This is a genomic window from Streptomyces sp. NPDC060366 (genome assembly GCF_042725135.1).
Classification (GTDB): Bacteria; Actinomycetota; Actinomycetes; order Streptomycetales; family Streptomycetaceae; genus Streptomyces.
This window is the reverse complement of record NZ_JBHXDC010000002.1, coordinates 110,135-133,458: the sequence shown is the minus strand read 5'-3', so window position 1 is coordinate 133,458 and position 23,324 is coordinate 110,135. Positions and strand designations below refer to the sequence as shown.

Annotated in this window: 26 protein-coding genes; 20 read left to right on the top strand and 6 right to left on the bottom strand. The window is 70.2% G+C overall.

All coding sequences use genetic code 11. The annotated features are described in order from the left end of the window. Nucleotides 1-2 precede the first annotated feature (2 nt). Both tal and tkt read right to left on the bottom strand, forming a co-directional pair. Nucleotides 3-1,121, bottom strand: a complete 1,119-nt coding sequence (gene tal / locus ACFWHU_RS05415) for a transaldolase (RefSeq protein ID WP_385794750.1) — start codon at nt 1,119-1,121, stop codon at nt 3-5. A gap of 34 nt (nt 1,122-1,155) precedes the next feature. Further along, complete coding sequence (gene tkt, locus ACFWHU_RS05410; RefSeq protein WP_385794748.1) at nt 1,156-3,234, bottom strand: transketolase; 2,079 nt, start codon at nt 3,232-3,234, stop codon at nt 1,156-1,158. Between the two features lie 348 nt (nt 3,235-3,582). On the opposite strand from tkt, the gene ACFWHU_RS05405 reads away from it, so the two are divergent. The 3 genes from ACFWHU_RS05405 (at nt 3,583) to ACFWHU_RS05395 (ending at nt 6,144) form a co-directional block, all read left to right on the top strand. Beyond that, nucleotides 3,583-4,530, top strand: a complete 948-nt coding sequence (locus ACFWHU_RS05405) for a heme o synthase (RefSeq protein ID WP_385794746.1) — start codon at nt 3,583-3,585, stop codon at nt 4,528-4,530. A 29-nt stretch (nt 4,531-4,559) separates the two neighbouring features. Further along, complete coding sequence (locus ACFWHU_RS05400) at nt 4,560-4,931, top strand: hypothetical protein (RefSeq protein WP_385794744.1); 372 nt, start codon at nt 4,560-4,562, stop codon at nt 4,929-4,931. A 97-nt stretch (nt 4,932-5,028) separates the two neighbouring features. Continuing rightward, nucleotides 5,029-6,144 carry an amidohydrolase family protein gene (locus ACFWHU_RS05395; RefSeq protein WP_387224058.1) on the top strand — a complete coding sequence of 372 codons (1,116 nt, stop codon included), beginning with the start codon at nt 5,029-5,031 and terminating at the stop codon, nt 6,142-6,144. A 33-nt stretch (nt 6,145-6,177) separates the two neighbouring features. Here the strand turns inward: ACFWHU_RS05395 and ACFWHU_RS05390 are convergent, their stop codons facing one another. The 3 genes from ACFWHU_RS05390 to ACFWHU_RS05380 form a co-directional block, all read right to left on the bottom strand. Then, entirely contained in the window at nt 6,178-7,155 is a 978-nt protein-coding gene (locus ACFWHU_RS05390) for a heme A synthase (protein WP_387224057.1), read from the bottom strand. A gap of 134 nt (nt 7,156-7,289) precedes the next feature. Next, complete coding sequence (locus tag ACFWHU_RS05385) at nt 7,290-8,081, bottom strand: ABC transporter permease (RefSeq protein WP_387224056.1); 792 nt, start codon at nt 8,079-8,081, stop codon at nt 7,290-7,292. Continuing rightward, entirely contained in the window at nt 8,078-9,013 is a 936-nt protein-coding gene (locus ACFWHU_RS05380) for an ABC transporter ATP-binding protein (RefSeq protein ID WP_387224055.1), read from the bottom strand. Before ACFWHU_RS05380 ends, ACFWHU_RS05385 begins: the two co-directional genes overlap by 4 nt. Before the next feature lie 136 nt (nt 9,014-9,149). Between ACFWHU_RS05380 and ACFWHU_RS05375 the strand changes: the two genes are divergently transcribed. The 8 genes from ACFWHU_RS05375 to ACFWHU_RS05340 all read left to right on the top strand — a co-directional run bounded on the left by ACFWHU_RS05375 (nt 9,150) and on the right by ACFWHU_RS05340 (nt 15,811). Continuing rightward, a complete protein-coding gene (locus ACFWHU_RS05375) occupies nt 9,150-9,977 on the top strand; it encodes a helix-turn-helix transcriptional regulator (RefSeq protein ID WP_387224054.1) in 828 nt (275 codons plus the stop codon). Continuing rightward, nucleotides 9,974-11,395: a Fe-S cluster assembly protein SufB gene (gene sufB, locus ACFWHU_RS05370; RefSeq protein WP_387224053.1), complete on the top strand. Its 1,422-nt coding sequence runs from the start codon at nt 9,974-9,976 to the stop codon at nt 11,393-11,395. The genes ACFWHU_RS05375 and sufB overlap by 4 nt, the downstream gene beginning before the upstream one ends. 69 nt (nt 11,396-11,464) lie before the next feature. Beyond that, the gene (gene sufD, locus ACFWHU_RS05365; protein WP_385794733.1) at nt 11,465-12,643 is read left to right on the top strand and encodes a Fe-S cluster assembly protein SufD; all 1,179 of its coding nucleotides are present in this window, start codon (nt 11,465-11,467) and stop codon (nt 12,641-12,643) included. Continuing rightward, the gene (locus ACFWHU_RS05360) at nt 12,643-12,960 is read left to right on the top strand and encodes a bifunctional 3-phenylpropionate/cinnamic acid dioxygenase ferredoxin subunit (RefSeq protein WP_385794731.1); all 318 of its coding nucleotides are present in this window, start codon (nt 12,643-12,645) and stop codon (nt 12,958-12,960) included. Before sufD ends, ACFWHU_RS05360 begins: the two co-directional genes overlap by 1 nt. Nucleotides 12,961-12,964: 4 nt before the next feature. Beyond that, a complete protein-coding gene (sufC, locus tag ACFWHU_RS05355) occupies nt 12,965-13,729 on the top strand; it encodes a Fe-S cluster assembly ATPase SufC (RefSeq protein WP_147872159.1) in 765 nt (254 codons plus the stop codon). Beyond that, entirely contained in the window at nt 13,726-15,000 is a 1,275-nt protein-coding gene (locus ACFWHU_RS05350) for a cysteine desulfurase (RefSeq protein ID WP_385794729.1), read from the top strand. Before sufC ends, ACFWHU_RS05350 begins: the two co-directional genes overlap by 4 nt. A gap of 11 nt (nt 15,001-15,011) precedes the next feature. Further along, nucleotides 15,012-15,476: a Fe-S cluster assembly sulfur transfer protein SufU gene (gene sufU / locus ACFWHU_RS05345; protein WP_355184041.1), complete on the top strand. Its 465-nt coding sequence runs from the start codon at nt 15,012-15,014 to the stop codon at nt 15,474-15,476. Further along, a complete protein-coding gene (locus ACFWHU_RS05340) occupies nt 15,473-15,811 on the top strand; it encodes a metal-sulfur cluster assembly factor (RefSeq protein ID WP_023542537.1) in 339 nt (112 codons plus the stop codon). The genes sufU and ACFWHU_RS05340 overlap by 4 nt, the downstream gene beginning before the upstream one ends. A gap of 76 nt (nt 15,812-15,887) precedes the next feature. Here ACFWHU_RS05340 and ACFWHU_RS05335 read toward each other — a convergent pair whose 3' ends face one another. Further along, a complete protein-coding gene (locus ACFWHU_RS05335) occupies nt 15,888-17,102 on the bottom strand; it encodes a hypothetical protein (protein ID WP_387224052.1) in 1,215 nt (404 codons plus the stop codon). Nucleotides 17,103-17,222: 120 nt separating this feature from the next. On the opposite strand from ACFWHU_RS05335, the gene ACFWHU_RS05330 reads away from it, so the two are divergent. The 9 genes from ACFWHU_RS05330 to ACFWHU_RS05290 all read left to right on the top strand — a co-directional run bounded on the left by ACFWHU_RS05330 (nt 17,223) and on the right by ACFWHU_RS05290 (nt 23,296). Next, nucleotides 17,223-17,549 (top strand): DMT family transporter, encoded by a 327-nt coding sequence (locus ACFWHU_RS05330; RefSeq protein ID WP_385794724.1) that lies wholly within the window; start codon nt 17,223-17,225, stop codon nt 17,547-17,549. Next, nucleotides 17,549-18,148 (top strand): TetR/AcrR family transcriptional regulator, encoded by a 600-nt coding sequence (locus ACFWHU_RS05325; protein ID WP_385794722.1) that lies wholly within the window; start codon nt 17,549-17,551, stop codon nt 18,146-18,148. Before ACFWHU_RS05330 ends, ACFWHU_RS05325 begins: the two co-directional genes overlap by 1 nt. A gap of 4 nt (nt 18,149-18,152) precedes the next feature. Beyond that, a complete protein-coding gene (locus ACFWHU_RS05320) occupies nt 18,153-18,434 on the top strand; it encodes a hypothetical protein (protein WP_385794720.1) in 282 nt (93 codons plus the stop codon). 117 nt (nt 18,435-18,551) lie between these two features. Continuing rightward, nucleotides 18,552-19,163, top strand: coding sequence for an RNA polymerase sigma factor (locus ACFWHU_RS05315; protein ID WP_387224051.1), 612 nt, complete (start codon nt 18,552-18,554; stop codon nt 19,161-19,163). Then, entirely contained in the window at nt 19,156-20,211 is a 1,056-nt protein-coding gene (locus ACFWHU_RS05310) for a CU044_5270 family protein (RefSeq protein WP_387224050.1), read from the top strand. The genes ACFWHU_RS05315 and ACFWHU_RS05310 overlap by 8 nt, the downstream gene beginning before the upstream one ends. Nucleotides 20,212-20,280: 69 nt before the next feature. Beyond that, on the top strand, nt 20,281-21,270 hold the full coding sequence (dapD, locus tag ACFWHU_RS05305) for a 2,3,4,5-tetrahydropyridine-2,6-dicarboxylate N-succinyltransferase (protein WP_387224049.1): 990 nt from the start codon (nt 20,281-20,283) through the stop codon (nt 21,268-21,270). 61 nt (nt 21,271-21,331) lie between these two features. Beyond that, on the top strand, nt 21,332-21,982 hold the full coding sequence (locus ACFWHU_RS05300) for a DUF4232 domain-containing protein (RefSeq protein WP_387224048.1): 651 nt from the start codon (nt 21,332-21,334) through the stop codon (nt 21,980-21,982). Nucleotides 21,983-21,995: 13 nt separating this feature from the next. After that, nucleotides 21,996-22,517 (top strand): SMI1/KNR4 family protein, encoded by a 522-nt coding sequence (locus ACFWHU_RS05295; RefSeq protein ID WP_387224047.1) that lies wholly within the window; start codon nt 21,996-21,998, stop codon nt 22,515-22,517. Between the two features lie 74 nt (nt 22,518-22,591). After that, nucleotides 22,592-23,296, top strand: a complete 705-nt coding sequence (locus ACFWHU_RS05290; RefSeq protein WP_385794704.1) for an antibiotic biosynthesis monooxygenase — start codon at nt 22,592-22,594, stop codon at nt 23,294-23,296. Nucleotides 23,297-23,324: the final 28 nt, after the last annotated feature.

The following is a 23,324-nucleotide window of genomic DNA, read 5'->3' as shown; positions in this document are numbered from 1 at the left end:
GTTCAGTCCTCCGAAGGGGCGAGGCGCTTGAGCTCCGCCTCGGTCGACTTGAGCAGGTCGGTCCAGGACTTCTCGAACTTCTCCACGCCCTCGTCCTCCAGTACCTGGACGACGTCGTCGTAGGAGATGCCCAGCTTCTCGATGGCTTCGAGATCGGCGCGTGCCTGGTCGTACGTACCCTTCACGGTGTCACCGGTGACCGCTCCGTGCTCGGCGACCGCGTTCAGCGTGGCCTCCGGCATAGTGTTCACCGTGTGCGGGGCGACCAGGTCGTCGACGTACATCGTGTCCCGGTACGCGGGGTCCTTGACGCCCGTCGAGGCCCACAGCGGGCGCTGCTTGTTGGCCTGGACCCGGTCCAGTGCCGCCCAGCGGTCGTCGCCGAAAACCTCTTCGTACGCCTCGTAGGCCAGCCGGGCGTTGGCGACGGCGGCCTTGCCGCGCGCGGCCTTCGCCTCGTCGGTGCCCAGCGCGTCGAGCCGCTTGTCGATCTCGGTGTCCACACGGGACACGAAGAAGGACGCCACCGAGTAGATCTTGGAGAGGTCGAGACCCGCGTCCTTCGCCTTCTCCAGACCGGTGATGTACGCGTCCATGACCTTGCGGTAGCGCTCCAGCGAGAAGATCAGCGTCACGTTGACACTGATGCCCCGGGCGATCGTCTCGGTGATCGCCGGGAGCCCCGCCTCGGTGGCCGGGATCTTGATGAGGGTGTTCGGGCGGTCCACCAGCCAGGCCAGCTGCTTGGCCTCGGCGATGGTCGCCCGCGTGTTGTGCGCCAGCCGGGGGTCGACCTCGATGGAGACGCGGCCGTCCTGGCCCTGCGTCTCGTCGAAGACCGGCCGCAGGATGTCCGCTGCGTCACGGACGTCCGCCGTCGTGATCATGCGGACGGCTTCCTCGACGGTCACCCGGCGGGTCGCGAGGTCGGTGAGCTGGGTCTCGTAACCGTCGCCCTCGGAGATCGCCTTCTGGAAGATCGAGGGGTTGGTCGTCACGCCCACGACGTGCTGCTGATCCATCAGTTCGGCGAGATTGCCGGATGTGATGCGCTTGCGCGAAAGGTCGTCGAGCCAGATCGCGACGCCTTCGTCGGAGAGGCGCTTGAGTGCGTCTGTCATGAGAGTTGCATCTCCTACTTGTCGTATACCGGCGTCAGCGCGCTACGGCTGCCAGAGATTCCCGGGCCGCGGACGCGACCGCGTCAGCGGTGAAGCCGAACTCCTGGAAGAGGACCTTGCCGTCGGCCGAAGCGCCGAAGTGCTCCAGCGAGACGACGCGGCCGGCGTCACCCACGAAGCGGTGCCAGGTGAGCCCGATACCGGCCTCGACCGCCACGCGCGCCTTCACCGAGGGCGGCAGGACGCTGTCCCGGTACGCCTGGTCCTGCTCCTCGAACCACTCGACCGACGGCATCGACACCACGCGGGTCGCGATCCCCTCGGCCTGGAGCCGCTCGCGCGCCTCGACGGCCAGCTGAACCTCGGAGCCCGTACCGATCAGCACCACCTGGGGCTCACCGCCCTCGGCCTCGAACAGGACGTAACCGCCCTTGGCCGCACCCTCGTTGGCCTCGTACGTCGGCACGCCCTGACGCGTGAGCGCCAGGCCGTGCGGCGCGCCCTTGGCGTGCCGCGCCAGGATCTCGCGCCAGGCGATCGCCGTCTCGTTGGCGTCGGCGGGACGCACGATGTTGAGACCGGGGATGGCACGAAGTACGGACAGGTGCTCGACGGGCTGGTGCGTCGGACCGTCCTCGCCCAGACCGATCGAGTCGTGCGTCCAGACGTAGGTGACGGGCACCTGCATCAGCGCGGCGAGCCGTACGGCCGGCCGCATGTAGTCGGAGAACACCAGGAAAGTGCCGCCGTAGATACGGGTGTTGCCGTGCAGCGCGATGCCGTTCATCGTCGAACCCATGGCGTGCTCACGGATGCCGTAGTGCACCGTGCGGCCGTAGGGGTCGGCCTCCGGCAGCGGGTTGTCCGCCGGGAGGAACGACGACGTCTTGTCGATCGTGGTGTTGTTGGAGCCCGCGAGGTCGGCGGAGCCGCCCCACAGCTCGGGGATGACCGCGCCGAGCGCCTGGAGCACCTTGCCGGACGCGGCACGGGTGGCGACAGCCTTGCCGGTCTCGAAGACCGGCAGCTTCTGCTCCCAGCCGTCGGGCAGTTCGCCCGCGCGGACCCGGTCGAACGTGGCGGCGCGCTCCGGGTTGGCCGTACGCCACGCGGCGAACGTCTTCTCCCACTCGGCGCGCGTCTCACGGCCGCGGTCGAGCGCCTCACGCGTGTGCGCCAGGACCTCGTCGCCGACCTCGAAGGTCTGCTCGGGGTCGAAGCCCAGCACCCGCTTGGTGGCGGCCACCTCCTCGTCGCCCAGCGCCGAGCCGTGCGCGGCCTCGGTGTTCTGCGCGTGCGGGGCGGGCCAGGCGATGATCGAGCGGGCGGCGATGAACGAGGGTCGCTCGGTCTCCGCCTGCGCCGCCTTCAGCGCGCGCGCCAGACCCGCCGGGTCGAGGTCCCCGTCCGGCAGTTGCTCGACGCGCTGGACGTGCCAGCCGTACGACTCGTACCGCTTGAGGGTGTCCTCGGAGACGGCCGTCTCGGTGTCACCCTCGATGGAGATGTGGTTGTCGTCCCAGAGCAGGACGAGGTTGCCGAGCTTCTGGTGACCGGCCAGCGAGGACGCCTCGCCGGAGACACCCTCCTGGAGACAGCCGTCACCCGCGATCGCCCAGATGGTGTGGTCGAAGGGAGAGGTGCCCGCGGCCGCTTCCGGGTCGTAGAGGCCGCGCTCGTAACGCGCGGCCATCGCCATGCCCACGGCGTTGGCGACACCCTGGCCGAGCGGCCCGGTGGTGGTCTCGACGCCGACCGTGTGGCCGTACTCCGGGTGACCCGGGGTCTTCGAGCCCCAGGTGCGGAACGCCTTCAGGTCGTCCAGCTCCAGGCCGTAGCCCGCGAGATACAGCTGGATGTAGAGAGTCAGCGACGAGTGGCCCGCGGAGAGTACGAACCGGTCGCGTCCGGTCCACTGCGCGTCGGCCGGGTCGTGCCGCATCAGCTTCTGGAAGAGCACGTAGGCGGCGGGGGCCAGGCTCATCGCCGTACCGGGATGGCCGTTGCCGACCTTCTGTACGGCGTCCATGGCCAGGACGCGGACGGTATCGACCGCCTTGCGGTCCAGGTCGGTCCACTCTTCGAGATCTGTGGTGGTCGGCTTGGTGCTCACCCTGAGTCAGGGCTCCTCTCCACATGTCGAATCCCGGTGTCTGAGGGCGCACCGGTTCGCTGCCGAGCCTACCCTCGTGACGCCGCGCGACCATTCCCGTCCACGTGGGTGAAAGACCTCTGTAAAGAAGAGACATCGTCAGGATGCCGGGCGGATGTCCGGCACACCTCTCGCGGACGATCGCGCGGTGACGTCCGACCCTCACCACAGGCTCCCACCAGGCGTCAACACGAGCCCACCCCCGAGAAGAACGGCATATGGGCAACGTCTAGAGTGGCGTGGTACGCGCAAGCCTTTACCGGGCCTTCACGCCTGGAGCTTGCTGGGATTTCTCTGTCTGGGGTGTGCGTGACGGCCGTCGAGTCCCGACCCGCTGGGGTCGTCCTGACTCCGAGCCCGGGGGGCCATCGGCCGTTCGGGGCCCGCGTCAAAGCGTTCGTGGCGCTGACGAAGCCACGGATCATCGAGTTGCTGCTCATCACCACCGTCCCGGTGATGTTCCTGGCCGCGCAGAGCGTGCCGGACATGTGGCTGGTGTTCGTCACCTGCGTCGGCGGCTATCTGTCCGCCGGTGGCGCCAACGCGCTGAACATGTACATCGACCGCGACATCGACGCGATGATGGACCGTACGTCGCAGCGTCCGCTGGTCACCGGCATGGTCTCGCCCCGTGAAGGTCTCGTCTTCGGGCTCGCCCTGGCCGTGATCTCCACGCTCTGGTTCGGCCTGCTGGTCAACTGGCTGTCCGCGGCGCTCGCGCTCGGCGCGCTCCTGTTCTACGTCGTCGTCTACACGATGATCCTCAAGCGGCGCACCTCGCAGAACATCGTCTGGGGCGGCATCGCCGGCTGCATGCCGGTCTTCATCGGCTGGTCGGCCGTCACCAACTCGCTGTCCTGGGCCGCCGTCATCCTCTTCCTGGTGATGTTCTTCTGGACGCCGCCGCACTACTGGCCGCTGTCGATGAAGGTGCGCGAGGACTACGCGCGCGTGGGCGTGCCCATGCTCCCCGTCGTCGCCTCCAACCAGACCGTGGCCCGCCAGATCGTGCTCTACAGCTGGGTGATGGTGGCGGTGTCGCTGCTGCTGACGCCGCTCGGCTACACCGGCTGGTTCTACACCTCGGTGGCCGTGGTGGCCGGCGCCTGGTGGCTCTGGGAGGCGCACGGGCTCCAGTCGCGCGCCAAGTCCGGTGCGACGGGCGGCAAGCTGAAGGAGATGCGACTGTTCCACTGGTCGATCACCTATGTGTCGCTGCTCTTCGTGGCCGTCGCGGTGGACCCCTTCCTTCGATAGAACGACTACCCGTCGGTAGCATGTCGGTCATGGCAGAGACCGAGGTTGACGAGCAGACCGGCGACGGCGCGCGTGCGAGCCGGCAGGCCGTACGGGACGAACGGCGCGCGGCCCGACTGGCCAAGCAGATCGGCGCGTTCGCGCGACGGCACGGCGGAGCCGCCGAGGGGCAGCTCGCGTATCTGGGCCAGTCCGGCACCCGCATCGTGCTGGTGGCCCAGGACGGTGACTGGGGCGACCTGGTCGCCCCCACGCACGACGTGGCGCTGAAGGCCGTCGAGAAGGCCGGGATCACGGTGCACGAGTCCTTCGACGGCGAGTTCGCCGCGAAGGTCCGCACCGGCCCGTACGAGTGGACACGCATGGCGGGCATCCAGGTCGGCGGCCCGGACAACGACTAGCAAGCCCTCAGGGCCTGTTTCGGCGCGGGGTCGGCCAACACTCGGGCGCGCTTTTCCCGTTAGGACTGTAGGGATACGGTCCACGACGGGAAGCGCCATGATCGAGACAACGACTCTGGTGGACCAGAACTGCCACGGCGTCCTCCGTACGGAGCTGGGCCTCGGCACCTTCGAGGCACAGCTCGGCAGGACCGCCGGACCGCCCGCCGCGGGCACCACCTTCTTCGACACCCAGACCGGATTCGCTGTACGGCGCTGGTGCCCGCCGCTCCTCGGACTGGAGCCGCACACCTCGCCCGCCGGCTATCTCGCCAGGCGCCGGGAGCTCGGCGTCCTGGAGGCCGGGCGGCGGCTGCTGCGGGGCACGGGTGTCACCACCTATCTGGTCGACACGGGGCTGCCCGGCGATCTGACCGGGCCCGAGGAGATCGCCGCGGCCGGAGCCGCCGAGGCCCGCGAGATCGTACGGCTCGAACTCCTCGCCCAGCAGGTGGCCGACACCTCGGGCACCGTCGACTCGCTGCTCGCCAATCTCGCCCACGCCGTGCACACGGCGGCCGGATCGGCCGTCGCCTTCGTGTCCGTGGCCGCCCTGCGCCACGGCTCCGCCCCGGCCGGCGATCCGCCCGGCCCCGGAGAGGTGCGCACGGCCGCCGGGCGCTGGCTCGCCCGGCGGCGGGTGGGCGGCCGGCTGACCGACCCCGTACTGCTGCGCCATCTGCTGTGGACCGCCGTCGCCACCGGGCTGCCGCTCCAACTGCACGCGGGCGGCGGCGAGGGGTGCCGGGCCGACTGTTCCGACGGCGGGCCGGCGCGGATCACGGGCTTCGCGGCGGCCACCGCCGGGCTCGGCACGGACCTGGTGCTGCTGCACGGCCTGCCGTACCACCGGCACGCGGCCCGGCTCGCCGCGGCCTATCCGCATGTGTACGTGGATCTCGGCCCGGCCCTCGCGCACACCGGGGCCCGCGCGGCGGACGTACTGGCGGAGGTACTGGAGCTGGCGCCGTTCGGGAAGCTGCTCTACTCCAGCGGCGCGCGCGGGCTGCCCGAACTGCACGTGGTGGGCGCCAGGGTGTTCAGACAGTCGCTGTCGCGGGTGCTCGGCGGCTGGGTGGCGGAGGGTTCGTGGGCGCTCGCCGACGCGCGGCGCGTGGCCAAGATGATCGCCTCGGGCAACGCCCGCCGGGTGTACGGCCTGGACGAGGTGTGACGGCCGCTCGGGTCACTCGGGTCGGTCGTCCGCTCAGGCGGTGGACAGCGCCGGGTCGGCCGGGTCTGCCTGCGCCGGGATCTCCGGGTCCGCCACGGGCCGCTCACGCAGACTGAGGGCGAGGCGCAGCACCGCGATCCAGGTCAGCGCGGAGCCGAGCATATGGACGCCGACCAGGATCTCGGGGACGTCGGTGAAGAACTGGACGTAACCGATACCGCCCTGCGCGAGCAGCACGATCAGCAGGTCACGCGCCCGTGCGCGGATGTCGTCCGGGGCGTCCACCACGCGTAGCACCAGCCACATCGCGATCGCCAGCGCGCAGACGGCCCAGGCCGCCGCCGCGTGCACGTGCGCCGCGTCGATCCAGTCCCACGGCATGCGCGGCACCTCGCTGCTGTCGCCCGCGTGCTTGCCGGAGCCGGTCACGGTCGTCCCCAGGGTGACCAGGAGCACCGTCGTGACGACCAGGGCCCAGGACAGCTTCCGTACGGGGCGGGGGACCCGCGGCCGGGGCGCCGTGTCACCCTCGCGGGTGCGCTGCCAGACGAGCACGGTGACGGTGAGCAGGGCGTTGGCGAGCAGGAAGTGGACGGCCACCGTCCAGGGGTTGAGCTGCATGTGGACCGTGATGCCGCCCATGACGGCGTTCACCACCACCAGCCAGAACATGCTCCAGGCGAGCCGGGTGAGACCCCGCCGCCGGGGCTTGACCGACCGGGCCGCGACGATCGCCCAGCCGACGGCGGCCGACAGGACGTACGTCAGCATCCGGTTGCCGAACTCGATCGCGCCGTGCAGACCCTGCTCGGGCGTCGCGAACAGGCTGTCGTCGGTGCACTTCGGCCAGGTGTCGCAGCCGAGCCCGGAGCCCGTGAGCCGGACGGCGCCGCCGGTGACGATGATGACGACGGTCATCACGACGGCGGAGAGCGCGGCGCGGCGCAGGATACGGGGGGAGGGCGTCCAGCGCTGGGCGATGTAGTCGAGGGGGTTCCACACGGCAACCATGGTAGGCGGGCGTTTGTGAACGCAGTCACGAGGGGGTGGCCAAGGGCCCCGTGACGAAAGGGATCAATGGCGGCGGTCTCACGCCGTTACTCGACGGGGAGGCACCGGCGCGGCTCAGAAGGGCGCCACGCTTCCTACTCCCAGCGGAAGAAACGGGCCGCTGCGCCGAGTCCGAGTACTGCCCAGACGGTCAGCACCCCGAGGTCGCCCAAGGGCATCCCCGCGCCGTGCTGGAGCACCTCCCGCAGCCCCTCGGAGAGGGCCGAGATCGGCAGCAGGCCCAGCAGCGTCTGCGCCGTGTCCGGGAACTTGTCCAGCGGCACGATCACACCGCCGCCCACCAGCAGCAGTACGAAGACCAGATTCGCCGCGGCCAGCGTCGCCTCGGCCTTGAGCGTGCCCGCCATCAGCAGGCCGAGCCCGGAGAACGCCGCCGTACCGAGGACGAGCAGCAGGAGTACGGCGAGGGGGTTGCCCTCCGGCGACCAGCCGAGCGCGAGCGCGATGACCGTCAGCAGCACGATCTGGAGCACCTCGGTGACCAGGACCGACAGCGTCTTCGCGGTCATCAGGGCCCAGCGCGGCAGCGGCGAGGCGCCCAGCCGCTTCAGCACTCCGTAACGGCGCTCGAACCCGGTCGCGATGGCCTGCCCCGTGAAGGCGGTCGACATCACGGCAAGCGCGAGGACGCCGGGTGTCAGGAAGTCGACCGACGCGCCCGAGCCCGTGTCGATGATGTCGACCGTCGAGAACAGCACCAGCAGCAGACTCGGGATGATCACGGTCAGCAGCAGTTGCTCGCCGTTGCGCAGCAGCATCTTCGTCTCGAAGGCCGTCTGCGCCGCGATCATCCGCGACAGCGGCGCCGCGCCCGGCGCGGGCGCGTATCTGCCGGCGCCCGTTCCCGTCTCCGTACCGGCGCTCATGGCCGCAGCTCCTTACCGGTCAGTTCGAGGAAGACGTCCTCCAGCGTGTGCCGCTCGACGGAGATCTTGTCCGGCATCACCCCGTGCTGCGCGCACCAGGACGTCACCGTCGCGAGCAGCTGCGGGTCGATCGTGCCGCCGATCCGGTAGGCGCCCGGCGTCAGCTCGGCGGCGGCCGACCCGTCGGGCAGCGCCTTGAGGAGCGAGCCGAGGTCGAGTCCGGGGCGGCCGGTGAAGCGAAGGGTGTTCTCGGCGCCGCCCCGGCACAGCTCCTCGGTGGTGCCGTGCGCCACGACGCGGCCGGCGTCGATGATGGCGACGTCGTCCGCCAGCTCCTCCGCCTCGTCCATGAAGTGCGTGGTCAGGACGGTGGTCACGCCGTCGGCGCGCAGCTCGCGCACCAGCTCCCAGGTGGACCGGCGGGCCTGCGGGTCGAGCCCCGCCGTCGGCTCGTCCAGGAAGACCAGCTCGGGACGGCCCACGACCGCCATGGCGAGCGAGAGCCGCTGCTGCTGGCCGCCGGAGAGCCGCCGGTAGGCCGTACGTCCGCAGCCGCCGAGCCCCAGGCGCTCGATCAGTTCGGGCACGTCCAGCGGGTTCGCGTGCAGGGCGGCCATATGGCGCAGCATCTCCGGCGCGCGGGCGCCGGAGTACACGCCGCCGGACTGGAGCATCACCCCGATGCGCGGGCGCAGCCGCGCCGCGTCGGCCACGGGATCGAGTCCGAGGACACGCACCGTGCCCTCGTCCGGCCTGCGATAGCCCTCGCAGGTCTCGATCGTGGTGGTCTTGCCGGCTCCGTTGGGGCCGAGGACGGCGGACACCGTGCCGGCCCGGAACGTCAGATCCAGGCCGTTCACCGCGGTCTTGGCCCCGTACCACTTGACCAGGCCCCGGACCTGGACCACCGGCTCTCCGAAGACGCTGCGCATGCCGTGAGTCTAGGCAGCGGCCCCCGGTGCTCAGGGTCCGGGGGCGCTTCTTAGGTGACCCTAAGTGACGTAGGGCACCACTCGTCGTACCGGACGGCTGTTGTCACTCCCGAAGGAATTACGCAACAATGGCGTTGTGAAATACGTTGGCGAGGCTCCGCAGGAGGAACTCGCGACCGGTGAGCGCTCGACGCGCAACCGGGTCGCGCGGTCCATCCTGGACCACGGCCCGTCCACCGTCTCCGACCTCGCGGGGCGCCTGAAGCTCACCCAGGCCGCCGTCCGCCGCCATCTCGACGCGCTTGTCGCCGACGCCGTCGTGGAACCGCGTGACCAGCGAGTCTACGGCTCGCGAGGGCGTGGCAGGCCCGCCAAGGTGTTCGCCCTGACCGACTGCGGCCGGGACGCCTTCGACCAGTCGTACGACAAGCTCGCCGCCGACGCCATCGAGTGGATCGCCCGCGGCGCTGGCGGCGGCGCCCGGGGCGACGCCGCGGTCTCCGCCTTCGCGCGCGACCGGATCGCCACCCAGGCGGGGGCGTACCGGGAAGCGGTCGAGGACGCCGCCCCCGGGAAGCGCACGGAGGCGCTCGCCAAGGCGCTGAGCGCCGACGGGTACGCTGCTACGGCTCGTAGCGCCCCGAACCAGCAGGGCGAGCAGCTCTGCCAGCACCACTGCCCGGTGGCCCACGTGGCCGAGAAGTATCCGCAGTTGTGCGAGGCGGAGACGGAGTTCTTCTCCGAGCTGCTGGGCACCCATGTGCAGCGGCTGGCGACCATCGCCCACGGCGACGGGGTGTGCACCACGTTCATCCCGCACGGCGCCGGGCACGGCGCGCCACCGGGGAAGTCACGGGTCGGCGGAACCCCGGGGGCCGACACCCCACAGACCGATCCACCGCAGATCAGCCAGCAGACCGAACATCACGCATCCGAAAGCACGGCCGGGAGGAACCCCGCATGACGCTCCCCACGGAGACCGCCCATCCTGAGCTCGACGGACTGGGCAAGTACGAATACGGCTGGGCCGACTCCGACACGGCAGGCGCCACCGCGAAGCGCGGTCTCTCCGAAGAGGTCGTGCGCGACATCTCGTCGAAGAAGAACGAGCCCGAGTGGATGCTGAAGCTGCGTCTCAAGGGACTCAAGCTGTTCGGCAAGAAGCCCATGCCGAACTGGGGCTCCGACCTGTCGGGCATCGACTTCGACAACATCAAGTACTTCGTCCGCTCGACGGAGAAGCAGGCGGAGTCCTGGGAGGACCTGCCCGAGGACATCAAGAACACGTACGACAGGCTCGGCATCCCCGAGGCGGAGAAGCAGCGCCTCGTCGCCGGTGTCGCGGCCCAGTACGAGTCCGAGGTCGTCTACCACCAGATCCGCGAGGACCTGGAGGAGCAGGGCGTCATCTTCAAGGACACCGACACCGCGCTCAAGGAGCACCCGGAGCTCTTCCAGGAGTACTTCGGCACGGTCATCCCGGTCGGCGACAACAAGTTCGCCTCGCTGAACTCGGCCGTGTGGTCCGGCGGTTCGTTCATCTACGTGCCGAAGGGTGTGCACGTCGAGATCCCGCTCCAGGCCTACTTCCGTATCAACACGGAGAACATGGGCCAGTTCGAGCGGACGCTGATCATCGTCGACGAGGACGCCTACGTCCACTACGTCGAGGGCTGCACGGCGCCGATCTATTCCTCGGACTCGCTGCACAGCGCCGTCGTCGAGATCATCGTCAAGAAGGGTGGCCGCTGCCGTTACACGACCATCCAGAACTGGTCGAACAACGTCTACAACCTCGTCACCAAGCGTGCCGTGGCCTACGAGGGCGCGACCATGGAATGGGTCGACGGCAACATCGGCTCCAAGGTCACCATGAAGTACCCGGCCGTCTATCTGATGGGCGAGCACGCCAAGGGCGAGACCCTGTCCATCGCCTTCGCGGGCGAGGGCCAGCACCAGGACGCCGGCGCCAAGATGGTCCACATGGCTCCGAACACCTCGTCCAACATCGTCTCCAAGTCGGTGGCGCGAGGCGGCGGCCGTACCTCCTACCGAGGTCTCATCGAGATCGGTGAGGGCGCGCCCGGATCCAAGTCCAACGTGCTCTGCGACGCGCTGCTGGTCGACACGATCTCGCGCTCCGACACCTACCCGTACGTGGACGTCCGCGAGGACGACGTGTCGATGGGGCACGAGGCGACGGTCTCCAAGGTCTCCGAGGACCAGCTCTTCTACCTGATGAGCCGCGGTATGACCGAGTTCGAGGCCATGGCGATGATCGTGCGCGGCTTCGTGGAGCCGATCGCCAAGGAGCTGCCCATGGAGTACGCCCTGGAGCTCAACCGGCTCATCGAGCTCCAGATGGAAGGCTCCGTCGGCTGACGCTTCCGAGCGCCAGTCCGCCGCAGCGACCGATTCCCCAAGAGGCAGAGAGAGAGCACGACGACAGCCATGGCTGAGGCTCAGAACATTCCGGTGGGTTCCACCACCGCCGGTTCGATCGCGGTGGCCGCCGAGTCGACCGTCGCCACGCGCATGAGCGCGCCGCCGTCCTACGACGTCGCGGACTTCCCCGTTCCGCACGGTCGCGAGGAGGAGTGGCGGTTCACGCCGCTGGAGCGGCTGCGCGGTCTCCAGGACGGTACGGCGGTCGCCGACGGCCGTATCCGTACGGAGGTGTCCGCACCCGCGGGCGTCGTCCAGGAGACCGTCGGCCGCGACGACCCGCGCGTGGGCAAGGCCGGTACGCCGGTGGACCGGGTCGTCGCGCAGGCGTTCACCTCGTTCGAGAAGGCGTCGGTCGTCTCCGTTCCCAAGGAGACGGTGCTCACCGAGCCGATCCGGATCACCGTGCACGGCCAGGGCGGTACCGCGTTCGTGCACCAGGTGATCGAACTGGGCGCCTTCGCCGAGGCGGTCGTGGTCATCGACCACACCGGTGACGCGGTGGTCGCCGCCAACGTCGACTTCCTCGTCGGTGACGGCGCCAAGCTGACCGTCGTGTCCGTGCAGGACTGGGACGACAAGGCCGTCCATGTGTCCCAGCACAACGCGCTGGTCGGCCGGGACGCCTCGTTCAAGTCGATCGTGGTGACCTTCGGCGGCGACGTCGTACGGCTCCACCCGCGTGTGCGGTACGCGGCGCCCGGCGGCGAGGCCGAGCTGTTCGGCCTGTACTTCACCGACAAGGGCCAGCACCAGGAGCACCGTCTCCTGGTCGACCACAACGCCCCGCACTGCAAGTCCAACGCCGTCTACAAGGGCGCGCTCCAGGGCGACGACGCGCACGCCGTCTGGATCGGTGACGTGATCATCCGCGCCGTCGCCGAGGGCACCGACACCTACGAGATGAACCGGAACCTGGTCCTCACGGACGGCGCCCGGGTCGACTCCGTGCCGAACCTGGAGATCGAGACCGGCGAGATCGCCGGCGCCGGTCACGCCTCGGCCACCGGCCGGTTCGACGACGAGCAGCTCTTCTACCTGATGTCGCGCGGTATCCCGCAGGTCGAGGCCCGCCGCCTCGTCATCCGCGGCTTCTTCGCCGAGCTGGTCCAGCAGATCGGACTGCCGGACGTCGAGGAGCGCCTGATCGCCAAGATCGAGGCGGAGCTGGAGGCATCGGTCTGATGACCTTCGTCCGAGTCTGTGGACTGACCGAGCTGGAGGACGGCACCCCCAAGCGGGTGGAACTCGACGGCGTTCCGGTCTCCGTCGTCCGTACCGAGGGCGAGGTGTTCGCGATCAACGACATCTGCTCGCACGCCAACGTGTCCCTCTCCGAGGGCGAGGTCGAGGACTGCTCGATCGAGTGCTGGCTGCACGGCTCCAGTTTCGACCTGCGTACCGGCAAGCCGAACGCCCTGCCCGCGACGCGCCCCGTCCCCGTATACCCCGTACAGATCCAAGGGGACGATGTGCTCGTCTCCGTCACCCAGGAGTCCTGAGTCCATGGCAACCCTTGAAATCAACGACCTGCACGTCACTGTCGAGGCGGAGGGCGGTGCCCGCGAGATCCTCAAGGGCGTCGACCTGACCGTCAAGCAGGGCGAGACGCACGCCATCATGGGCCCCAACGGCTCCGGCAAGTCGACCCTCGCGTACTCCATCGCGGGCCACCCCAAGTACACGATCACCGGTGGCACCGTGACGCTGGACGGCGAGGACGTCCTGGACATGACCGTCGACGAGCGCGCCCGCGCCGGGCTCTTCCTCGCGATGCAGTACCCCGTCGAGGTCCCCGGTGTCTCGGTCTCCAACTTCCTGCGCACCTCCGCCACCGCCATGCGCGGCGAGGCACCCAAGCTGCGTACGTGGGTGAAGGAGGTCAAGAGCGCGATGGAGCAGCTCCAGATGGACCCCGCGTTCGCGGAGCGCAACGTCAACGAGGGCTTCTCCGGCGGCGAGAAGAAGCGCCACGAGATCCTTCAGCTCGAACTGCTCAAGCCCAAGGTCGCGATCCTCGACGAGACGGACTCCGGTCTGGACGTCGACGCGCTGCGGGTGGTCTCCGAGGGCGTCAACCGCGTCCGGGAGAGCGGAGAGGTCGGCACGCTGCTGATCACGCACTACACGCGGATCCTCCGCTACATCAAGCCCGACTTCGTGCATGTCTTCGCGCAGGGCCGTATCGCCGAGTCCGGCGGCGCCGAGCTCGCGGACAAGCTGGAGAACGAGGGCTACGAGGCGTACGTGAAGGGTGGCGTATCCGCGTGACACAGCCGTCAGGCCTCCTCACCGGGCCGGACCGACTGCTCGACGAGGCGGTCCGCAAGGACTTCCCCCTGCTGGACCGGCTGGTCCACGACGGGAAGAAGATCGTCTACCTGGACAACGCGGCGACGTCCCAGAAACCGCGCCAGGTACTCGACGCCCTCAACGAGTACTACGAGCAGCACAACGCCAACGTGCACCGCGGCGTCCACGTGCTCGCCGAGGAGGCCACGGCGCTCTACGAAGGGGCACGCGACAAGGTCGCCGCCTTCATCAACGCGCCGAGCCGCGACGAGGTGATATTCACCAAGAACGCCTCGGAGTCACTCAACCTCGTGGCGAACATGCTGGGCTGGGCCGACGAGCCCTACCGGGTGGACCACGAGACCGAGATCGTCATCACGGAGATGGAGCACCACTCCAACATCGTGCCGTGGCAGCTGCTCTCGCAGCGCACCGGAGCGAAGCTGAAGTGGTTCGGTCTCACCGACGACGGCCGGCTCGACCTGTCGAACATCAACGAGGTCATCACCGAGAAGACGAAGATCGTCTCCTTCGTGCTGATCTCGAACATCCTGGGCACCGTCAACCCGGTCGAGGCGATCGTCCGCCGCGCGCAGGAGGTCGGCGCGCTGGTGCTGATCGACGCCTCGCAGGCGGCCCCGCACGTCGCGGTCGACGTGCAGGCGCTCCAGGCCGACTTCGTGGCCTTCACCGGCCACAAGATGTGCGGCCCGACCGGCATCGGCGTCCTGTGGGGCCGCCAGGAGCTGCTGGAGGACCTTCCGCCGTTCCTCGGCGGCGGCGAGATGATCGAGACCGTGTCGATGCACTCCTCCACGTACGCCCCCGCGCCGCACAAGTTCGAGGCGGGTACGCCCCCGATCGCCCAGGCCGTCGGCCTCGGCGCGGCCGTGGACTATCTCAGCGCGATCGGCATGGACAAGATCGCCGCGCACGAGCACGCCATCACGGAGTACGCGGTGCGGCGGCTGCTGGAGGTTCCCGACCTGCGGATCATCGGCCCGTCCACGGCCGAGGAGCGCGGCGCCACGATCTCCTTCACACTCGGAGACATCCACCCGCACGACGTGGGTCAGGTACTGGACGAGCAGGGCATCGCCGTCCGGGTCGGTCACCACTGCGCGCGGCCCGTCTGCCTGCGGTACGGAATTCCGGCGACCACGCGAGCGTCGTTCTATCTGTACTCCACGCAGTCGGAGGTCGACGCTCTGGTCGACGGGCTGGAGCACGTCCGTAATTTCTTCGGATGAGGGATTGACCGGTGAAGCTGGATTCCATGTACCAGGAAGTCATCCTGGATCACTACAAGCACCCCCACGGGCGCGGTCTGCGGGACGGCGACGCCGAGGTGCACCACGTCAATCCGACGTGCGGTGACGAGATCACGCTGCGCGTGAAGTACGACGGCTCGCGCATCGCCGACGTGTCGTACGAGGGCCAGGGCTGCTCCATCAGCCAGGCCAGCGCGTCCGTGCTGAACGACCTGCTCGTCGGCAAGGAGCTGGCGGACGCGCAGAAGATCCAGAGCACGTTCCTGGAGCTGATGCAGTCCAAGGGCAAGCTCGAACCCGACGACGCGATGGAGGAGGTGCTGGAGGACGCCGTGGCGTTCGCCGGCGTCTCCAAGTACCCCGCCCGTGTGAAATGCGCGCTGCTGAGCTGGATGGCGTGGAAGGACGCGACGGCCCAGGCACTGGGCGACACCGCGCAGAAGGAGACGGCATGAGCGAGAACGAGACCGTGATGATGAAGCCGGCCTCCGAGGAGGAGGTCCGCGAGGCGCTGTACGACGTCGTCGACCCCGAGCTGGGGATCGACGTCGTCAATCTGGGCCTGATCTACGGCGTCCACATCGACGAGTCGAATGTTGCCACCCTCGACATGACACTGACGTCGGCGGCCTGTCCGCTGACCGACGTGATCGAGGACCAGGCGAAGTCGGCGACGGAGGGCATCGTCAACGAGCTGAAGATCAACTGGGTCTGGATGCCCCCGTGGGGTCCCGACAAGATCACGGACGACGGCCGCGAGCAGCTGCGCGCGCTGGGCTTCAACGTCTGAGGCGCCGGCCTTTACCGGGCGAAGCGAGCGGGCCCCACGATCCTGGTGATCGTGGGGCCCGACGCGTGCACGGGGTTCAGGGGCCGCCCGGGGAAGCGGCCGGTGAGGCCGACGCCGCGATCAGTGCCGGGGCCAGATCCTCCTTACGGATGCGCTGATCGATGTAGAGGAGACCCAGCACCAGCTGAGGGAAGGTCGTGGAGAAGATCTGGCCGACCAGCTGCCCGACCAGCGCCAGGACCAGATAGCCGCTCACGGCGACGAAGATCTGGCCGAAGGTCGGCTCGTAACCGAACTCCCCCGTGTCGAACGCGCCGGGGAAGAGCCTCGTCACGTTGAACAGCTGCTGGAGCGCCATGCCCGCGACCGAGGCGATCACGAAGGCCAGCAGCGAGATGCCGCAGATCCGCCACCAGGAGCCCCGGACCAGCTCGACCGAGCGGCGCAGCGCAGCGAGCGGGCCCCGCGACTCGATCACGACGACCGCCGGGGCGAGACTGAACAGCACCCACAGCCAGACCGCCAGGGGCCCGAGCACCAGAGCGCCGGCGAAGGCCAGGGGAATCAGCAGGCCGGCCGGGTCCCAGCCGCCCGTGGCGACGACCGTGACCATCGTGGAGACGATGCCGGTGATGAACAGCAGCACCGGGATCATCATGATCAGCCCGCTGAGGAGGACCGTTCCGAGGACGGCAGGCACCCGGGACAGCGCCCGCAGCAGGGTCGCGCCGACCCTGACCGGCCTGCCGAGCACCGCCTCCTGGACGATCGCCGGGCAGCAGGCCTGCATCACCGCGGTGGCCAGCAGCAGCACCGCCGTCACCACGACCCAGAGAACGACGAATGCGATGATCAGCGGCTGTACGTCCGCCCGCGCGGGAGTGGAGCGGCCCGTGTCGACGACGGCGGACAGATGCTCGCCGACGACGGCGTACGCCATGGCAAGCGCCCCGCCGGCCAGCAGGAACGCGACGCCGAACACGGCCAGGGCGATACCGAGCAGTTGCCGCCAGTAGCGGCCCAGCGTGGAGAACGCGCCGCCGAGTATCTCGCCGAGATCGAGCGGGCTCAGCGGTATCACGCCGGGCTTCGGCCCCCGGGGGCGCGACCAGCCGCCCCAGCCGGGCGGTGGACCGCTTCCGTACGGAGGCGGCCCCCAGCCGGGCGGCGGCTGACCTCCGTACGGGGGCTGACCTCCGTACGGAAGCGGTCCACCGCCTCCGTACGGCCCGTATCCGCCCGGCGGCCCGCCGTCCCGCGCGCCGCCGCCCCACCCCTGGTCCTGCGTCACTGCTCAGCTCCGATGTGTGTCGCCGACTCCGGCCGGGACACGGTAGCCGTTCCAGGCGCTCCACCAGGACTCCAGCCATTCTGTGTACGGTCGTACGCAACCATACGTACACTCGTACACATGGGACTGGGATACGGAATGCTCGCCGTCGCGATCGTGGCGGAGGTGGCCGGCACGACGGCCATGAAATACAGCGAGGGCTTCACCCGGCTCTGGCCGTCACTGGCGGCCGTGGCCGGTTATGTTCTGGCCTTCACGCTGCTCGCCCAGACGTTGAAGACCCTCTCCGTCGGCACCGCGTACGCGATCTGGGCCGGTGTCGGCACCGCCGCCGTCGCCGCCATCGGCATGGTGTTCCTGAGCGAGGCGGCCACCCCGGCGAAGCTCGCCGGCATCGCACTCGTCATCGCCGGTGTCGTGCTCCTCAACGTCGGCGGGGCCCACTGATGGCCCGGCGGTACGACCCCGAGCGGCGCCAGCGCATCATCGACGCGGCGATCCGGGTCGTCGGGCGGAGCGGGATCGCCGGGCTGAGTCACCGCACCGTCGCCGCCGAGGCCGATGTGCCGCTCGGCTCCACGACGTACCACTTCGCCTCCCTGGACGAGCTGTTGGTCGCCGCGCTGCGGCAGGCCAACGAGGGCTTCGCCGCCGCCGTCAGGGAGAGCGGCGCCCTCGCCCGCCCCGACTGCGACATCGCGGACGAGCTGGCCCGTATCACCGGCCGATGGCTCGCGGCGGACCGCACCGGCGTCGAGCTGGAGTACGAGCTGTACCTCGCCGCCCTCCGCCGCCCCGCGCTGCGCCCCGTGGCCGCCGAGTGGTGCGACGGGGTCATGAGGATCCTCGCCGACCGCGTCGACGCGGTGACCGCCTGCGCGCTGGTCGCGCTGCTCGACGGCATCTGCCTCCAAGTGCTGCTCACCGGCGGCCAGTACGACGCCGACTACACACGGGAGATGCTCGGCAGGATCCTCGCCCGGTCGTCGGCGCCGTCGTCCGCCCCGTCGCCGTCGGCGGCCGGTGCGCGGGTCCCGGTAGATTGACCGCATGACCAATCCGCCCGCCACGCCCGCGCCGGAGTCCGCCCCGGTGCCCGATCCGGACTCCGTACCGGAGCACACGTCAGGGCCCGCGGCAGTCATAGGTCCCGAGATCACCTACGCGGAGTGCAGGCAGTGCGGCACGCTCATCGCCGGGCTCGACGGCCGCTACAGCTGCGGAGTCTGCGGCTGGGTCAACCACCACTCCGAGGGACACCGGCTCCTCCCGCGCGCCGAGGACGACACCAACCGCGCGGCGGGCGACACGGACAACAACCGGCTCGGCTGAACCGGCGCGGGCCCGCCGCCGCCCCCGCGGCCCGGCGGCGCCCCGCGTGAACCCGTAGCGGCACATCGGGAAACAGGTGGCGAAAGCAGACCTGAACACGCCGCATACGGAGGGCCCGTGACCGGAGGACCACCGGACGATCGTGAGGATGACGACGCAGCCGTCATCAGACAGTCCCTGGAGCGCCCGGAGGTCTTCGCGCTCCTCTACGACCGGTACGCCGCCGACATCCACCGCTACGCCGCCCGCCGGCTCGGCGACGGCGCGGCCGACGACATCACCGCCGACGCCTTCCTGACGGCGTTCCGCATCCGCTCCCGGTTCGACACCACACGGCAGAGCGCGCGGCCCTGGCTGTACGGCATCGCGGCCAACCTGATCGGCAAGCAGCGCCGCAAGGAAGTACGGGGGCTGCGCGCCCTCGCCCGTACCGGCCGCGACCCGGTCGCCGAGTCCTGGGTCGAACGCGCCGACAGCCGGGTCACCGCCGAGGCCTCGCACGCCGCGCTCGCCGGGGCCGTCGCGGGTCTGTCCGGCGGCGACCGGCATGTCCTGCTGCTGGTCGCCTGGGCGGACTTCACGTACCAGGAGGTGGCCGACGCGCTGTCCATACCGGTCGGCACGGTCCGCTCCCGGCTCAACAGGGCCCGGCGCAAGGTACGTACGGCGCTGGGCGACGACGACCCCACCCGAGTGACAGACGTTGCGGAGGCGACGATCCATGGATGAGACGACATTCGTGCGGGAACTGCGCGCCGGCGCGCCGCTGCCCGACCGGGCCAGGCTCGCGCCGGGCAGACAGCGGCTCCTCGACGCGGCGGCGTCCGGCGGCCGGGTCCGCACACTGCGCTCCGACTGGCGTACGGCGGCGGTCGGCGCCGTGGCCGCGATCACGGTGGCCGCGGTGTCGGTGACGCTGCTGGTCGGCGGGGGAGACCGGGACGAGGCGCCCGCGTCGCTGCTGAGCGGGGTGAGCGGGGTCGGCAGCGCGAAGTCGGTGCTGCTGGACGCCGCCGCGATGGTCGAGGACGACCCGGTGCCGCGGCCGGGCGCCAAGCAGTGGATCTACAGCCGGGAGAGCATTTACAACGTCACGTTCGACGAGAACTCCGGCGTCGTGGTCGGCGACGACGGCGGCAAGGCAGGCCGGCCGGCCGGCCCCGATGGCGGCGTGACGCTGACCGGACCGGGACCGCACGAGGTGGAGGAGTGGATCCCCTTCGGCAACCCGGCCGCGGAGAAGGGGAAGACCGACGACGACTACTCGGCCCGAGAGATCTTCGCCCGCCTCGCCGATCTGCCCGACGACCGCGGGAAGGTGCTCGACAAGGTCCTGAAGTTCTATCCGACCGGCTCCGACCACCCGGAGACGCCGGAGGAGCACGCGTTCCGCGCGCTGGGGCTGATGGCCACGGAGCAGCCGATCGCCCATCCCCAAGGCCTGGCGAAGGTCTACCGCGCGATGGCGGAGATCCCCGGCATCAAGGCGAGCCGGGTCACCGACACCGCGGGCCGGGAGACGGTCGCCATCAGCCGGCGGGACGGCGCAGGAGCCGGCTCGGACATCCGGATGTATCTGCTGGATCCGGCGACGGGGCTGACGGTCGGGCAACGGTGGGAAGCGAGCCAGGACGGTCCGACGGCGATGTTCCTTCCGGAGTCCGGCGGGAAGGCCGTCGAGGTCCCGGCGAAGACCAAGTGGAAGAAGGGGGACGTCGTCATGGAGGACCTGGTGCTGGAGGCGGCCCTCGTCGACAAGGACCGCGAGCGCTCCTGACCCACGGGCCGGTGCCCGAACGCCGAGACCGGTTGGCCTCCGCGTACGGGCGCCGGTTAGGTTTCGCTCATGACCGACACGACTGCTACTCGTACCACCGGCGCCGTCGCCGCCGGGCTCGCCACCCTCACCGAGGACGGCACCGTCCTCGACACCTGGTACCCCGCCCCCGCCCTCAGCGACGAGCCGGGCCCCGCCGGTACCGAGCGGCTGACCGCCGACCGCGCGGCCGAACTGCTCGGCGACGCCGCGCGGAAGGCCGTCGGACCCGACGCGCGCCGGGGGGTCGAGGTCGTCGCCGTCGTCACGGTCATCGCCTCGCTCGACGACAAGCCGCTGGACGCGCACGACGCCTACCTGCGTCTGCACCTGCTCAGCCACCGCCTGGTGAAGCCGCACGGTCAGAGCCTCGACGGTCTCTTCGGCCTGCTGGCCAACGTCGCCTGGACCTCGCTCGGTCCGGTCGCCGTCGACGCGCTGGAGACGGTGCGCCTCAACGCCCGCGCGGAGGGCCTGCACCTCCAGGTCACCTCGGTCGACAAGTTCCCGCGCATGACGGACTACGTCGCGCCCAAGGGCGTCCGGATCGCCGACGCCGACCGCGTCCGCCTCGGCGCGCACCTCGCCGAGGGCACCACCGTGATGCACGAGGGCTTCGTCAACTTCAACGCCGGCACGCTCGGCACCTCCATGGTCGAGGGCCGGATCTCGGCCGGCGTCGTCGTCGGCGACGGCTCGGACATCGGCGGCGGGGCCTCCACCATGGGCACCCTCTCCGGCGGCGGCACCGAGCGCATCGTCATCGGCGAGCGCTGCCTCATCGGTGCCGAGGCGGGCGTCGGCATCCCGCTCGGTGACGAGTGCGTGGTCGAGGCGGGTCTCTACATCACGGCCGGTACGCGCGTGACGCTGCCCGACGGGGAGATCGTCAAGGCCCGCGGTCTGTCCGGCGCCTCGAACATCCTCTTCCGCCGCAACTCGGTCACCGGCAAGGTCGAGGCACGCCCGAACAACGCGGTCTGGGGCGGTCTCAACGACGTCCTGCACAGCCACAACTGACGACGCGCGGGGGCGCGCGTACGCGTACGCCTCCGCGCACACCACGGGGGACGGGGATCCGATGACGAGGCGACACCGCCCGGCCGCGCTGCTGGCCGGGGTGTCCGTCCTGCTGCTGACGGTGGCGGGCTGTTCGGACGTCAGGAGCGAGATCGAGGCGGAGACCGGCGCGGGCGCCGCCCCGACCGCGCCGTCGCAGCCCCCGCCGCCGTCCGCCGCCCCGCCCTCGCCGCTGTCCCTGCCGTCGCCCTCGCCCACCGAGGTGAAGCCTCCGGGGTGCCCGCCGTCGGGCCTGGACGTCGTGATCGGCGGCGAGGACGCGGCGATGGGCCACCGCGTGGTCACCGTCCGGCTCTGGAACTGCGGCGACGAGCCCTACCGGGTCAAGGGGTATCCGGGCCTCGAACTCCTCGACGGGGTCCGCGAGCCGATCGACGTCGAGGTCACCCACAAGAGCGACTACACCTACACCGGCAGACGCGACGACCGGCCCCGGCAGCTGACGCTCACGCCCAACGCCACCGCGAGCGCGGTACTGCACTGGAACAACCGCGTCACCTCCCTGGACGGAGCGCCCACCCCGGGCGCCCACATCCTCGTCACGCCCGCCCCCGGCGAGGAGCCCGTATCCCTGCCGCTCCCGATCGACCTCGGCACGGACGGCACCCTGGACGTGACCTCCTGGGCGGCCGATCCTGTCAGTGGTCGGTGATCGAATGGACCGTATGGACACCGAACGCGCTGATCCCGGCGACCTCGACGCGCTGCGCGCCGCCTTCCCGCCCGAGCTGCGCAGACCGCCGCTGGGCTGGGACGCCGTCCATGCCTTCGAGCTGGAGCAGGGCGTCGTGCTGCCTGAGCCGTACCGCACCCTGGTCGCCGAGATATGCGACGGCAGCGGTGAGGGGCCCGCGGACGTCGACGGGCTGATACCGCTGACGCGCCTGCCCGCGGACTGGGGCTCCGACGTCGGGCAGCGTGTGCCCGCGAATCCGTTCCCGCTCACCGAGGCATGGGTGTGGGAGGACGACTCCCGGCCGTACGAGGAGCTGGAGCCGCTGATCGACGAGGTCGGCAACGACGGCACCATCGTGCTGGGCACCGACGGCTGCGGGCTGTACTGGCATCTGGTCGTCACCGGCGCGCAGCGCGGCCGGATATGGGTCGTCAGCGATGTGGGCGCGGCGCCCGCCGAGGAGGAGCCCGGGTTCGCCGACTGGGTGGCGCGCTGGGCGAAGTCGCGTTGACTTCAACCGCACTTCATATTTGAGCATGGTGAGCGAAGCCGCACCACGGTGGTGCGGCGACGAGGAGGATCACCATGTCCGTGCGGGTCAGCACCGTCCCCGAGATCACCCGTCCAGGTGTCGGCGTCGTCAAGGTCAGCACCTGGCGCGTCGGAACGCCCGAACGGCAGCGCGCGGCGGTGGAGGCGATCGGTGAGGCATGGGGACGCCGGGACTGGCCGGACGGTGGCCTCCTGTCGTACAGCGTCATGGTGGGCGAGGACGGCAGGACGCTGCTGCACTACTCGCAGTGGCGCGACGAGGCGGCCTACCAGGACTTCGTCCGCACGGGCCGCGACGAGCGCAACGCGGAGATCGACGCGGCCGTGCCGGGGATCGAGCGGCTCGGGCTCGGTTCGTACGAGCTGTACCGAAGCGGGGAGCCGGCCGAGGGCGACACCCGCGTGCCCGGCTGCGTCGTGATCGTGGACGTCGAGTTCGACGGACCCGATCCCGCGCGGCAGCGGGAGTGGACGGACACCGTCTTCGCGGCCCTCGACGGCGACCGTTACGAGCAGTCGGCCGGGATCGCCGCGCACTTCCACGCGAGCACGGACGGGACGCGGGTGCTCAACTACGCGGAGTGGGAGAACGCGGAGGGCCACATCCTGGCGCTCAACGCCCCCGGGGACGGCGTCGGTTCGGGCTCGGAGCAGTGGGAGAAGGTGCGGACCTTCCCGGGCCTCGCGGGCAGCACGGTGAACAGGTACACGCCCGCGATCAGCCTCGGCGCGGGCTGAGGGGGCGGTCGGCTCCGACGACGGCGCC